This window comes from Shewanella marinintestina, assembly GCF_023283845.1.
Lineage (GTDB): Bacteria > Pseudomonadota > Gammaproteobacteria > Enterobacterales > Shewanellaceae > Shewanella > Shewanella marinintestina.
This window is the reverse complement of record NZ_JAKILC010000022.1, coordinates 23,596-38,125: the sequence shown is the minus strand read 5'-3', so window position 1 is coordinate 38,125 and position 14,530 is coordinate 23,596. Positions and strand designations below refer to the sequence as shown.

Sequence of the window (14,530 nt, the reverse complement as noted above, 5' to 3'; positions counted from 1 at the left end):
AGAATAATATGTCAGAGAATAGTTATGATTCTTCGAGTATTAAGGTTCTAAAGGGCCTTGATGCGGTACGTAAAAGACCAGGCATGTACATTGGTGATACTGATGATGGTACAGGTCTACATCACATGGTATTCGAAGTAGTCGATAACTCTATCGATGAAGCGTTAGCGGGCCACTGTAACGACGTTATTATCACAATCCATGCAGATGGTTCTGTATCGGTTCGCGATGACGGTCGTGGTATTCCGGTATCTATCCACGAAGAGGAAGGTATCTCTGCTGCTGAAGTTATTATGACCGTACTTCACGCCGGTGGTAAATTCGATGATAACTCTTATAAAGTATCGGGCGGTTTGCACGGTGTTGGTGTGTCAGTTGTAAACGCGCTATCTTCTAAGCTGCAGATGACTATTCGTCGTGACGGCAAGGTATATGAGCAGTTTTACACTCATGGTGTACCTGATGCGCCAATTACTGCTATTGGCGAAGCAACGAAGACGGGTACTGAAATCCGTTTTTGGCCAAGCGCAGAGACTTTCTCTGATGTCTTGTTCCACTTCGATATTTTAGCTAAACGTGTTCGTGAATTATCTTTCCTGAACTCAGGTGTTGGTATTCGTTTAGTTGATGAGCGTGATAACCGCGATGAATTCTTCAAGTATGAAGGTGGTATCAGTGCATTTGTTGACTACTTAAACGTTAATAAAACACCAGTAAACAAAGAAGTGTTTCACTTTATCCAAGAGCGTGACGATGGTATTACTGTTGAAGTCGCTATGCAGTGGAACGATGGCTTCCAAGAAAACATCTTCTGTTTTACTAACAACATTCCTCAGCGCGATGGTGGTACCCACTTAGCTGGCTTCCGTGGTGCGTTGACACGTAACTTGAACAACTACATGGAACGTGAAGGCTATAACAAGAAAGGTAAGACTGGTGCAACGGGTGACGATGCACGTGAAGGTCTAACTGCTGTTATCTCTGTTAAAGTTCCAGATCCTAAGTTCAGTTCTCAGACGAAAGACAAGCTTGTTTCAAGTGAAGTAAAGTCAGCTGTTGAGCAGACAATGGGTGAACAATTGGGTGATTACCTAATGGAACATCCAAACGAAGCTAAGATGATTGTTGGTAAGATTATCGATGCTGCGCGTGCTCGTGAAGCCGCACGTAAAGCACGTGAAATGACTCGCCGTAAAGGTGCATTAGATTTAGGTGGTTTGCCTGGTAAACTTGCTGACTGCCAAGAGAAAGATCCTGGTCTTTCTGAAATTTACATAGTGGAAGGGGACTCTGCTGGCGGTAGCGCCAAGCAGGGACGTAACCGTAAGAACCAAGCTATTCTGCCACTAAAAGGTAAGATCTTAAACGTTGAAAAAGCACGTTTTGATAAGATGCTATCTTCTCAAGAAGTTGCCACGCTAATTACTGCACTAGGTTGTGGTATTGGCCGTGACGAATACGACCCAGATAAGACTCGTTACCATAACATCGTTATCATGACTGATGCTGACGTCGACGGCTCGCACATTCGTACATTGCTGTTGACCTTCTTCTTCCGTCAAATGCCTGAGCTTATTGAGCGTGGTTATGTGTATATCGCACAGCCTCCGCTATATAAGGTTAAAAAGGGTAAGCAAGAGCAGTATCTGAAAGATGATCCTGCATTGACAGAGTACTTAACAACTCAAGCACTTGATAATGCCAATATCTACCCATCGCAAGGTGCACCAGGCATGTCTGGTCAGCCATTAGAGCGTTTGGTTAATCAGTATCGTGAAGTGGAAGCTATCATTGCTCGTTTAGAGCAACGTTACCCAACCAACATCACTGATCTAATGCTTTATCATCCAGCTATTACCAATGAAGTGTTAGCTGATGAAGCACAAGTTAAAGCTTGGGCTGACGTATTTGTTGCTGATCTTATAGATAAAGAAACTGGCGGTATTTTATATAGTGCTGAGCCAGTTCTAGATCCTGAGCGTCAAGTTTATCTGCCTAAGATTACGATTCGTAAGCATGGTATTGATACCCACTATATGTTCTCATACGACTTCTTCCAGTCTACTGATTACCAGCGCATCGTTAAGATGGGTGCTGAAATCAATGGCCTAATTGAAGACGGTGGTTATGTGCAACGTGGTGAGCGTACTAAAGATGTCGTGAGCTTCGTCGAAGCATTAGATTGGTTGATGAACGAGTCTAAGCGTGGCTTATACATCCAGCGTTATAAAGGATTGGGTGAAATGAACCCTGAGCAATTGTGGGAAACTACAATGGATCCAGAATCTCGCCGTATGTTGCAAGTAACAATTGAAGATGCGATTGGAGCTGATCAGCTGTTTACTTGTTTGATGGGTGATCAAGTTGAGCCGCGTCGCGACTTTATTGAAGCTAATGCGCTTAATGTGGCAAACCTCGACGTTTAAGTTTATTTTTGTAGGTAAACTTAACGATAGAGTAAAATCGGTGCTATAGGCACCGATTTTTTTGTTAACAACCCAGTACCCGGTCATAATAAATTGTTCAGTAAAGCGTTCAGAAAACTATTTAATATCAGAGAGCAGGTGGTAATAGAAAAGCCAAAGAGTTTTAGTGGCTCTATGGAGCATTTTCAGCCTATATCGAGTGAAACTCCCCGTGTAACAGTAGCAGCTCAATCTAAAGTTGATAATCCTGTTGTAGCTATCGACCTCTCTGCATTGTTTTATAGCTTACTATTTCCAAGCACACAGTTAAACGGTACCGCTAATGAGCTTGAAAAAAGCGTTTTTAGACGCGTAGAGGCTGCGTTAGCCTCGCCTAAGGCAATTGCTGAGCGCGTACTTAAAATGCCAACTCAGGTTGCCGCATTAGACAAGCAACTTGCGGATGAAAGTAGTGATACTAAAGCGCTATTGGCATTAATAGAGAAAGATCCTGTATTAAGTGTCGAAGTGCTTAAACTGTGCAACTCACCATTATTTAAACGCAGTGATAAAGAAGTCACTAGCCTGCAACTAGCATTGGTTCAGCTGGGAAGAGACCAGATCCGCCGTTTTGTCACTAGCGTTATGATGCGCAAGATTATTGAAGTTAAACCAATATACTTTAGGCGTTTTGGTAGCCAAATTTGGCGTCATTCAATGCAAGTGGCTTACCTCGCAAGTGAGTTAACAGACGAAGATCCTGATAGTGCATTTCTACTCGGCTTACTGCACGATGTGGGTAAGATAGCTATTTTTAAATTATTGTTAGAAGCCTTTAAACAGGCTGAACCTGGTGAACAGCCATGTTCTAGTTTGTTTAGACAGGTTATGACCACTAAGTCTTTAAGTTTGAGCGCCTTACTTGCCCGTTACTGGGAGCTACCATCGTTGTTTGAATCAGAGCTTAGTCGACTTGCAGTTGTTGATACCAAGCCTGCTGGGGGCCTTGCTGACGTGATTTGGCGTGCTAATCTAATTAGTGAATGCTCTATGTTAATTGAGGCGGGTAAGTTACAGCCAGAGCAATTAGATAGGTTGTTATATGATGCAGGTATAGACAGTGATACATTTAATCTATTGCATGAGAAGCTGGTACTATTTTGATAGTGTAACTTAGAACAATAAAAAAACGCGCCTTAGGCGCGTTTTTTTATATCTGCTTATTACTTATTGAAGTAACGAGATATCCGCGGCATGTAAGAACTGCTCGCGTAGGCTAGAAAGTAGTGCTAAACGGTTGTTCTTAAGTGCTTCATCATCAGCCATTACCATCACATCTTCAAAGAAGGTATCAACACTTTCACGTAGACTTGCTAGGAGTGCTAATGCTTCTTGGTAGTTAGCGGCAGCAAATAGCGGCGCCAATTGTGGGTGTAATTCTGCAAGCTTTTCAGCCAGTGCTTTTTCAGCAGATTCAACAAGTAGCTTGTCATCGATAGCAGCTGGTAGCTCACCTTCAACTTTAGCTAAAATGTTAGATACACGCTTGTTAGCAGCAGCTAGAGCAGAAGCTTGCTCAAGTGTTCTGAAGTGAGCAACAGCTTTAATGCGGCTTTCAAAATCTGCAGGAGCAGTAGGGCGACGAGCCAGTACGGCTAAGATCACATCTACACTTACACCCTGATCTTGATACCAAGCACGGAAGCGAGCCATAAAGAACTCAAGCACTTGCTCTGCAACATCATCGTTAGTTAGGTTTTCACCGTGTAGCTCTTGTGCCTTAGCAATTAGGTCTACAAGATCTAGTGGTAAATTGTTTTCTAAACAGATACGAAGCACACCAATTGCAGCACGACGCAGTGCAAATGGATCCGCAGCACCTTTTGGTGCTTGGCCAATACCAAAGATACCTACTAATGTATCTAGCTTTTCAGCTAATGCCACACAAATTGAGATTGGTGCAGTTGGTACGGTATCGCCAGAAAACTTAGGCTTATATTGTTCAGACAGTGCTACAGCTACCGCTTCAGTTTCACCGTTTAGGCGTGCGTAATGCATACCCATGGTGCCTTGAAGGTCAGTAAACTCCATTACCATGTTAGTCATCAAATCTGACTTTGATAATAGACCTGCACGTGCGGCTTCTTCGCTGTTAGCATCAATGCTAGTAGCAATGTAACCTGCCATAGCAGAGATACGCTCAACGCGTTGCTTAATTGTGCCAAGTTGCTTTTGGAAAATAACTGTTTCTAGGCTAGCAAGGCGAGCTTCTAGTGTGTCTTTCTTATCGGTTTCAAAGAAGAACTCAGCATCGGCAAGACGTGGACGAACCACTTTCTCGTTACCTGCAATAATCTGCTGTGGATCTTTAGATTCGATGTTAGTCACGAAGATAAAGTTAGGTAGCAGTTGGCCAGTCTTATCAAATACAGGGAAGTACTTTTGATCACCTTTCATGGTGTAAACCAAGGCTTCTGCTGGTACGTCTAAGAACTTTTCTTCGAAGCTTGCTGTAAGCACAACAGGCCACTCAACGAGTGAAGTCACTTCTTCCAGTAAATCATCTTCTAGATCAGCTACACCGCCAATTTTAGTGGCAGCCGCTTCAGCATCAGTTTTGATAATCGCTTTACGTGCTTCGTAATCTGCGAGTACTTTGCCTTTCTCTTTAAGTGCGATTAAATAGTTGTCTGCATGATCTAGCTCAAAGCTAGATTCACCCATAAAGCGGTGGCCACGAACAACGCGGTCAGATTTAATACCTAGTAATTCGCCATCAACCACTTCACTACCCAGTAGCATAGTTACAGTGTGAACAGGGCGGATAAACTGAGTTGTGTTGCTACCCCAGCGCATTGGCTTTGGGATCGGTAACTTGTCTAATGAGCGCTGCGCCATATCGGCGATTAGGCTTTTAGTTTCAACACCAACAACGCGAGCTTGGTGCAGTAGCCATTCGCCTTTATCCGTCTTTAAACGCTCAGCTTGCTCAACAGTAATACCGTTACCACGAGCCCAGCCCATAGCGGCTTTAGTCGGGTTACCGTCAGCATCAAAAGCTTGAGCTACCGCTGGACCGCGCTTTTCAACCACTTTGTCTGCTTGTGCTAGCGCAAGTTGGTTGATACAAATAGCTAAGCGACGTGGCGCAGCGTGCCATACTGCAGACTCAAAGCTCAATTCAGCTTTAGTTAGCTCTTCAGTAAAATTAGCTAGAAATGATTCAGCTAGTTTACGCAGTGACTTTGGAGGTAGTTCTTCTGTACCGACTTCAATCAGTAAGTTTTCAAAATTCATCAGTTAATCCTCTACTTACCGATAGGGAAGCCAAGTGCTTCACGAGATTGATAGTAAGCTTCAGCCACGCCTTTAGCCATGGTGCGAACGCGTAAAATGTAACGCTGGCGCTCAGTAACTGAGATTGCATGGCGAGCATCAAGTAGGTTGAATGCGTGAGAGGCTTTCATTACCTGCTCATAAGCAGGCAAGGCGAGAGGTTTTTCTAATGTGAGAAGGTGCTGACAAGCAACTTCACAGTCATCAAATGCTCTAAATAAGACTTCAACATTGGCATGTTCAAAGTTATAAGCAGATTGCTCAACTTCATTCTGATGGAAGATATCGCCATACATAACTTTGCCCATTGGGCCGTCAGTCCATACTAGATCATAAACGTTATCCACTTCTTGGATATACATAGCAAGACGCTCTAGACCGTATGTGATTTCACCCGTGACCGGTTTACACTCAAGTCCACCGACTTGCTGGAAGTAAGTAAACTGAGAGACTTCCATGCCGTTCAACCAAACTTCCCAGCCTAGACCCCAGGCACCAAGAGTTGGTGATTCCCAGTTGTCTTCAACAAAGCGAACATCATGGATGTCCATGTCGATGCCTGCAGCTTCTAACGATCCAAGATATAGCTCTTGGATGTTATCAGGAGAAGGTTTTAGTACTACTTGATACTGATAAAAGTGCTGTAGACGGTTTGGGTTGTCACCGTAGCGGCCATCGGTAGGACGACGACTTGGTTGTACATAGGCACAACTCATCGGCTCTGGGCCTAGCGCTCTAAGGAAAGTCATAGGGTGGAATGTGCCTGCACCGACTTCCATATCTAATGGTTGAACAATTGCGCAACCTTGCTGCGCCCAGTATTCCTGTAGGGTCATAATAAAACCCTGGAATGTTTTTACGTCGTGTTTGGTCGTCATATCCGCTTGTCTACTGCCTGGAAGCTTTAATAGAAAATGGTATCGATTATACCTTGTAGAATTACGCTTATGTAGGTTATTTTTTATCTGTTAGGTTAAAAAATTAGGGAAATAGCAATGGAAGTGACACGTTGTGCTTGGGTAGGACAAGATCCTATCTATCAAGAGTACCATGACAAAGTTTGGGGCAGGCCGGTTTATGACAGCCGAGAGCTGTTTGAAAAGCTGTGTTTAGATGGCCAACAAGCGGGATTATCTTGGATTACTATCCTCAAAAAACAGCAAAATTATGAGGCTGCATTTGCTAATTTCGAGCCTAAGATCATTGCGACTTTTGATGATGAGAAAGTTGAAGAGTTAATGCTCAATCCTGGAATTGTACGTAATCGCCTCAAAGTAAATTCAATCATTAAAAATGCTAAAGCCTATTTGGTTTATACCGAGCAGGGCAATGATTTTTCAAAATTCTTGTGGGAGTTTGTTGGTGGTAGTCCCAAGGTGAACCACTTTGAGTCGGTGCAACAAGTTCCAGCACAAACCACTGAATCAGAAGCTATGTCTAAAGCACTTAAAAATATGGGCTTCAATTTCGTAGGGCCAACAATTTGTTATGCCTTTATGCAGGCGGTCGGAATGGTGAATGACCACACCTCTGATTGTTTTTGTTATGGTGAAGAAGGTACTAGGAAAAGCTAAGAAAGATCCTAGGGACTAGGAAAGGCAAAGCAGAGGCGAATGCTTCGCTGACGGATAACTGAACGTTCGCAAACTCGCTAACGGTAAAGAATAAAAAGTTTTATTTTGTAGTTCGGGCTTTAGCCCTTCAATTAAGTGATATATAAATTTTCTCAGGGAATCAGAAAAGAGTCATAGTCCGCAGCACTTACACATTCTTAGAAATTCTAAAAATATAAATGAGTAATAAAGGTTAGGGCTGTTAGATTAATGCTAGAACCTAGAACCTAGAACCTAGAACCTAGAACCTAGAACCTAGAACCTAGAACCTAGAACCTAGAACCTAGAACCTAGAACCTAGAACCTAGAACCTAGAACCTAGAACCTAAATAAAAAAGGATGTTCCACGTGGAACATCCTTTTTCATTTTTAGCTAAAAAGCACATTTTTGAATCAAAAAATAATTTTCCTCAAATTTTAAAATCGTAGCTAAGTTAGCCAGATTTTAAATTTCAAAATGGATTTATTTTTTCGAAGAAGAAGGTTTCTCTTTGCTTACCTTTATTGTTGGAACCACCATTTAGCTGATCCATTGTCTCCGCATTAAATAGTTTGCCGTTAACCATGGTGTAAGTCACACGATCGGTGACGCGGATATCTTCCAGCGGATTACCATCGATAACAATTAGGTCGGCAAGTTTGCCTTGCTTGATTGAACCAATTTGGTGATCCATCGCAAAATGTTTAGCTGGGTTGATGGTTGCTGTTTTTAGTACTTCCAGATTGCTCATACCACCTTGAGCAAACATCCACATTTCCCAATGAGCCGCTAGACCTTCACGTTGACCATGAGCACCTATGTTAGCTTTAATGCCAACTTCATTTAGTTCATTTGCTACACGCGCGACGTTAAAGTGATTGTAATGTTCGTCTGGTGCTGTCGGGCGACGCATTGAGCGAGCATCTAAAATATCTGATGGTACGTACATAGACAAACGAGGGTGTGCCCACACATCGGTTTTGTCATACCAATAGTTTTCACCAGAGATACCACCATAAGCAACAACTAACGTTGGTGTATAGCCAACTTCAGTTTGGCTCCAGAACTGCTTAATGTCGCTATAGATATTCGCTGCCGGTAGCGAGTGTTCTATACCTGTGTGACCATCGGCAATCATGGTTAGGTTATGTTGCAGTAAACTTCCGCCTTCAGGCACTACCATCATTTCCAGCTCGCGTGCTGCTGCGATAACTTGCTGACGTTGGTTACGACGTGGTTGGTTATAACTCTTAACACTGAAAGCACCGACTTTTTTCAAGCGCTCTAAATGGAATTTGGCATCATCGAGTGAATCTATATGAGAGGTATAACCTGGTAGGTTCGCGCCATATAAAATAGTACCGGTAGAGAAAATACGTGGGCCAGCAATATTACCTGCTTTCTGTTGCTCTGCAGCTGCAAAGATTTCTGTGGTGTCATTTGATGGGTCGTGAATAGCTGTAACACCTAGAGACAGATTAGAGTAGAGCTCCCAGTTTTGCTGCGGGATGATTTCATTCTCACCTTGAGCACCATGAGCATGGGCATCGAATAAGCCTGGCATCAGAGTTTTACCCTTGATATCGATGACCTTAGCGTCACTTGGGATATCGATAACAGATGCAGAACCTACACTGACAATGTGATTATCTTTAACGATTACCGTGCCGTTTTCGATAACTTCATCATTTTCCATGGTAATGATTTTTCCACCAACAAAGGCGATTGTTCCACGTGGAACATCAGCTTTTTGGGTGAAGCCAAGATCGGTAATGGTTGGCTCAACTTTAGATACTTCAGCACCCTCTGCTTGCTGCTGGTATTGAGTATCAACACTAACTTGGTAAAGTTCAGGCCCGAGCGTCCAGTACAGTTGGTTACTATCAGTGTTCCAACTAATGCTTTCACCGGCGCGTACGCTTAATTGTTCAACTGGAAGATTACTGGCTTTAGGGCCTATTTGAATCGTTTCACCGTGTTTAGCAAATGGGGTGACAAACACTTTAAAACGTTCAGCAAAAGCGAGTTGATTACCATCAGGTGATACTCTGAATTCGGTGGCGTGTTTACTGGTGTAATGTACACGCTTTTCAAAACCATTGAGTCCAATAGATGCAAGCTGTGGTGTTTCACCACTTTCCATAAAGTAGACTCGGTCGTTGTCTGCGCCAAATTGAGGTTGGTAACCTGCAGCGGTGATCTTAGTATTTTTATCGCCATCAATATCTACTCGATAAAGGCCTGTTTCTTGTGACCATGTGCGTGGAGTGATATAACCACCTTTAGCTTTACGGTACACAACAGTCTCACCATCTGGTGAGAAGGTAGGTTCTACGTATTTACCAGGCTCATCAGTTAGTACTTTTACACGCTTATTGCGCACGGTAGCTAAACTAACAGTACCTTGCTTTTGGTCATCCCAAGTGGTGAATACAACGCGTTTTCCATCGCGTGACCATTGTGGAAACAGTTCACGTAGATCACTATCTAGCTTGGTGAGTCGAGACATCTTGCCGTCGGGTAAACTCTTAACCCAGATCTTACCTAGGGCTTCAAAAGCAACTTTCTTACCATCAGGAGATACTTGCGCCATACGTAGCATCTTTACGTTGAACACATCTTTATCGAGATCTTGGGTAAAACGAACGGCTGGTTGAACAGCTCGTTCGGTTTTAACTGTAAATGGAATTTGCTCTACTGATTTAGATTCAACATCAAGTTTGTTAATTTTACCGTTAGCCCAGAATACGATTTCATCGTTATCGGCTGTCCAACTCATGGTTGGATATACGCCGTGGATAGCCCAGGTTTCTTGCATGTCTCGGTCTAGTTCACCGTATAGTTTTTCTGTTTCACCAGACTTTAAATCGAGAAGATAAAGTGAAGACTGGAAACCATCACGTTTGATATAGGCTAGCTTATTGCCATCTGGGCTTGGCGTTGGTCGAATCGCGCCGCCAGTACCTTGGATCAATACTTCGATATCGCCGGTCTGGGTATCATAACGCTTGATCTTATAGATGCCTTTTACTGAGTCTTTTGAGTAATGGAAGGTCTTACCCGGCGTCGCATCTTGGCTAAAGTAGATATAACGGCCATCTGGCGAGTAGGCAGGTTCACCTAAATCTTTTTGCTCATTTGGGCGCTCAGTTAATTTCACACCGTCGCCGCCAGCAACGTGATACATCCATACTTCACCTGCACCTAGGCTGCGACTACCAGTAAAGTGTTTGCGTGCTACTAGATATTGGCCATCAGGGCTCCAAGCTGGACTATTCAATAAGCGGAATGTTTCTTTAGTGACAGGGCGAGGGTTGCTGCCATCAGCTTCCATTACCCAAATGTTGTCACCACCATCTTCATCAGAAGTGAAGGCGATGTATTTACCATCAGGGCTATATACCGGCTGCATTTGCCATGCAATGCCTTTAGCTAATGGCTTAGCTTCGCCGCCAGAAATTGGCATTTGATAAATGTCACCAAGTAAGTCGAACACCACGTGCTTGCCGTTAGGGCTAACGCTGACGTTCATCCAGGTACCTTCATCGACTTCAATTTTAATTTGTTCTAAAGGCGCGTTTGCTGGCGCATTAACTTGCCAAGACTTTTTGTCTTCTTCTGCCGCGACTGGAACACTAAGGCTTAATGCGATGGCCGCATATAGGGGAGTTAATTTGTTCTTTAACATGATAATCCTAATTATTGTTATCGTTTTAAAGGAGTGGTTTTCAATTTAATTTATTGATTGTTAGGGTTAGCGCTTAATTGGAGATTAATTTGTGCAACAGTTATCGCATAATTTAGTTAACAGTAAAACAAAAATTCTGTTTCAATTAGTTAAGTTAATAGTGGCTTTATACGAGTGAGAGCTAACTAAGGGATAGCTTGCAGGAAATCTTAAATTGCAGTGAAACTTGCGGTTGGTTGCTTGAGATGAATTGTCGCAAGTGAGTGGGTTATGGTGGTATTGAGCAGTTAGCTACTGCTCAAACTTTGGCAAAAATTAAAGCACTAAATTAAAGTGACATTGTCATCCATTTTAATATTTGCTCCAGTCATCACACGGCATGTCACACCACCGCGCCAGTCAGACAATAATGCTCGTTCGAGCCCCGGATAAGACATTTCCATGTTCTTGCAAGGATCTGTCTCACCAGTTATCTCTAAAACGAGTTCACCAATGATAAGTTGTTTACCTACATCTTGAGCAGAGAAACTCATTCCATCAATTAATAAATTTGCTCTACGGGTAAACCAAGGCAAGGTTTTACCGACATCATTACAGGCAAGCTGCCATTGCTGGATAGACATCACTGTAACTTGGCGCTTACCCGGACGGCCAAAGATGTCGTTTTCAACACCTTTAGCTTGGGTCACTTGAGCTTGTTCAACCGTAATCATTTGACCACGTTTTTCAGTTTTAAATGCAATACCAATAAGTGATGCCATGGTAATTCCTTTTATCCATTAGATTTGTACAAGTGGCTATAAGCCTTTTTTTATCAAGTATTGATAAGGTGTCGATTCTGTTTGGCTGGCAATTAAGGTGTGATCCATAAATTCGCAAAAACTAGGAATATCACGAGTGGTTGCTGGATCATCAGCAATAATCAATAAGGTCTCGCCATCGTTCATGCGTCGTACTGATTTGCGCACCATCATCACAGGTTCTGGGCAGCGTAAGCCTAAAGCGTCGAGTTGATGTTGTGCTGCATTAAATAGGTCGTTCATATTTCCTCAGCTGAACGATTAAACAGAAGTGGCTAATATTACTCCAGCAACCGGGTTTATCCAAGTTTGTCGCTTTAATTTGTGAGCTTGGAACATTTGCTTATTTACAGTGTTCCACGTGGAACACTGTAAATTAATAGACTGTTACTCTGCGGTGATTGGAGCAAACTGGGCTTTTAGTAATAACTTTATATCATCGGGTGCAAGTTCAATATCGAGCCCGCGGCGTCCGCCGCTGACGAACATTTTTTCAAGAGTAGCAGCAGACTGATCAATAACAGTTATTAACAGTCTTTTTTGTCCTAATGGACTGACACCGCCAAGCACATAACCAGAGCTACGCTGCACTTCCATTGCTTCGGCCATTACTGCTTTTTTGGCTTTGACTGCCTTTGCTATCAATTTCATACTGAGCTTTTCGGCTACAGGAATAATCGCGACCGCGAGTTGCTTACCATCAAGTTTCACTACTAAGGTTTTAAATACCAACTCAGGTGCCACCCCAATTTTCTCTGCGGCTTCTAAGCCGTATGCTTGGCAAGATGGATCATGCTGATATTCATGAACTTGATGAGCAATCTTGTGTTTAATGAGCAGGTCGATAGCGGGAGTCATTGTGTTACCTATATATGTGGTGCAGGCATTATTGGTGCTAGTTAAAGTAATTTTTCCATAACTTGCACTTCAATACCGTGATAAGTGACCTGTTCTACAGGTTGCCAGCCGAGGCGGGTATATAGACCGCCAGTAGAATCTTGGGTTTGTAAGTTAATACTGTTTACTCCGAGCTCCTTGGCCTTATCTATAATAGCGCTTACTAAGTTATTGGCTATGCCTTTACCTCTATGCTGGGAGGCAACATAAACTCCACCAAGCCAATGCTCTCTCTCGGGGTAGGTATCCATTTCATGGAAACGAAGTTGAGCTGCACCGAGTAGTTCATCACCATCTTGGGCTAAGATAATTAAAGGAAGCTTGTCGTGGTTAAGGTAAGCTTTGAGCTTAAGTTGCAGCTCTTGAGTGCTACGACCTTCACCAATAGAGCCCCATTCATCGTTATACCATTTAGCTATTTGAGGTATGGCTGAGTCATTGTCGGCAAGCAATACTAATTTCATCGCGCATCCTAATGGAGAACAGATGACTTCAGGTTAATGCAGTTGTTGGAAATAGGCTAGCCGGTTTGGACTTTGAGTGACTTATGATTTCTCGTTTGAGGTAAACGGCTTGAATCGAAAACAAAAAAAGCCAGCTTACGCTGGCTTTTTATCTATTTGAGCTGAAGCTTTACGGGCGCTCGAAGATAGTCGCGATGCCTTGGCCTAGACCAATACACATGGTCGCTAGACCATACTTAGCATCTTTAGCTTCCATAAGATTGATTAGCGTCGTTGAGATGCGCGTACCTGAACAACCGAGTGGATGACCGAGTGCAATCGCGCCGCCATTAAGGTTAATCTTGTCATCAACCACATCCATCAAACCTAAATCTTTTACACAAGGTAGAGACTGTGCGGCAAAGGCTTCGTTAAGCTCGATAACGTCTAAGTCATCAACGGTTAGACCTGCACGCTTAAGTGCTTTTTGAGTGGCAGGTACAGGCCCGTAACCCATAATCGCTGCATCACAACCGGCTATCGCCATTGAGCGAATACGAGCGCGAATAGGTAAGCCTAATGCTTTTGCTTTCTCTTCTTCCATCACGAGCATGGCTGAAGCGCCATCTGATAATGCAGAAGAGGTACCCGCGGTAACAGTACCGTTAGCTGGGTCAAAAGCGGGGCGTAGACCTGAAAGAGATTCCATTGATGTTTCTGGGCGGATCACTTCATCGTGCTCAACTTTAATCAAGGCACCGTCGGCATCATGACCTTCAATCGCTACTATTTCATTGGCGAAACGGCCTTCCACTGTGGCTGCATGAGCACGTTGATGTGAACGTACTGCAAAGGCATCTTGTTGTTCACGAGTAATGCCGTGCATCTTGCCGAGCATTTCTGCGGTTAGACCCATCATGCCTGAGGCTTTAGCAACATTGTTAGCAAGACCTGGGTGGAAGTCGACGCCATGGTTCATTGGTACATGACCCATATGCTCAACACCACCAACGATAAAGGTATCGCCTTGGCCTGTCATAATCGCACGAGCCGCTTGGTGGAGAGCATCCATAGATGAGCCACATAAACGGTTAACAGTAACTGCGCCAACTTGCTTAGGAATACCAGCTAGCAAAGCCGCGTTACGGGCAATATTAAAGCCTTGCTCAAGGGTTTGCTGTACACAACCCCACATCACATCTTCAATAGTGTTTGGATCAAGCTTTGGGTTGCGCTCAAGTAGCGCTTTCATCAATTCTGCAGATAAAGTTTCTGCACGTACATTTCTAAATACACCAGCCTTTGAGCGGCCCATTGGCGTACGGATACAATCTACGATAACGGCATTTTTCATTGTTCTAATCCTTC

The 14,530-nt window shown here is 43.4% G+C and carries 11 protein-coding genes; 3 read left to right on the top strand and 8 right to left on the bottom strand.

Annotated features, from left to right (window positions below):
- Positions 1–8 precede the first annotated feature (8 nt).
- Entirely contained in the window at positions 9–2,426 is a 2,418-nt protein-coding gene (gyrB, locus tag L2747_RS19050) for a DNA topoisomerase (ATP-hydrolyzing) subunit B (RefSeq protein ID WP_249000582.1), read from the top strand.
- A 93-nt stretch (positions 2,427–2,519) separates the two neighbouring features.
- Positions 2,520–3,569 carry an HDOD domain-containing protein gene (locus L2747_RS19045; RefSeq protein ID WP_283107354.1) on the top strand — a complete coding sequence of 350 codons (1,050 nt, stop codon included), beginning with the start codon at positions 2,520–2,522 and terminating at the stop codon, positions 3,567–3,569.
- Between the two features lie 63 nt (positions 3,570–3,632).
- On the opposite strand, the gene glyS is transcribed toward L2747_RS19045, so the two are convergent.
- On the bottom strand, positions 3,633–5,702 hold the full coding sequence (gene glyS / locus L2747_RS19040) for a glycine--tRNA ligase subunit beta (RefSeq protein ID WP_249000580.1): 2,070 nt from the start codon (positions 5,700–5,702) through the stop codon (positions 3,633–3,635).
- Between the two features lie 11 nt (positions 5,703–5,713).
- Positions 5,714–6,619: a glycine--tRNA ligase subunit alpha gene (gene glyQ, locus L2747_RS19035; protein ID WP_249000579.1), complete on the bottom strand. Its 906-nt coding sequence runs from the start codon at positions 6,617–6,619 to the stop codon at positions 5,714–5,716.
- Positions 6,620–6,736: 117 nt separating this feature from the next.
- On the opposite strand from glyQ, the gene L2747_RS19030 reads away from it, so the two are divergent.
- Positions 6,737–7,315 carry a DNA-3-methyladenine glycosylase I gene (locus tag L2747_RS19030; protein WP_249000578.1) on the top strand — a complete coding sequence of 193 codons (579 nt, stop codon included), beginning with the start codon at positions 6,737–6,739 and terminating at the stop codon, positions 7,313–7,315.
- A 491-nt stretch (positions 7,316–7,806) separates the two neighbouring features.
- Here the strand turns inward: L2747_RS19030 and L2747_RS19025 are convergent, their stop codons facing one another.
- The 6 genes from L2747_RS19025 to fadA all read right to left on the bottom strand — a co-directional run bounded on the left by L2747_RS19025 (position 7,807) and on the right by fadA (position 14,516).
- A complete protein-coding gene (locus L2747_RS19025) occupies positions 7,807–11,022 on the bottom strand; it encodes an amidohydrolase family protein (protein WP_249000577.1) in 3,216 nt (1,071 codons plus the stop codon).
- Positions 11,023–11,345: 323 nt separating this feature from the next.
- Positions 11,346–11,783, bottom strand: coding sequence for an MOSC domain-containing protein (locus L2747_RS19020; RefSeq protein ID WP_249000576.1), 438 nt, complete (start codon positions 11,781–11,783; stop codon positions 11,346–11,348).
- 36 nt (positions 11,784–11,819) lie between these two features.
- Complete coding sequence (tusA, locus tag L2747_RS19015; protein WP_012153289.1) at positions 11,820–12,065, bottom strand: sulfurtransferase TusA; 246 nt, start codon at positions 12,063–12,065, stop codon at positions 11,820–11,822.
- Positions 12,066–12,209: 144 nt separating this feature from the next.
- On the bottom strand, positions 12,210–12,680 hold the full coding sequence (gene ybaK, locus L2747_RS19010) for a Cys-tRNA(Pro) deacylase (RefSeq protein ID WP_249000575.1): 471 nt from the start codon (positions 12,678–12,680) through the stop codon (positions 12,210–12,212).
- Positions 12,681–12,721: 41 nt separating this feature from the next.
- Positions 12,722–13,183: a GNAT family N-acetyltransferase gene (locus tag L2747_RS19005; RefSeq protein WP_249000574.1), complete on the bottom strand. Its 462-nt coding sequence runs from the start codon at positions 13,181–13,183 to the stop codon at positions 12,722–12,724.
- Positions 13,184–13,352: 169 nt separating this feature from the next.
- Positions 13,353–14,516: an acetyl-CoA C-acyltransferase FadA gene (fadA, locus tag L2747_RS19000; RefSeq protein WP_249000573.1), complete on the bottom strand. Its 1,164-nt coding sequence runs from the start codon at positions 14,514–14,516 to the stop codon at positions 13,353–13,355.
- Positions 14,517–14,530 lie beyond the last annotated feature (14 nt).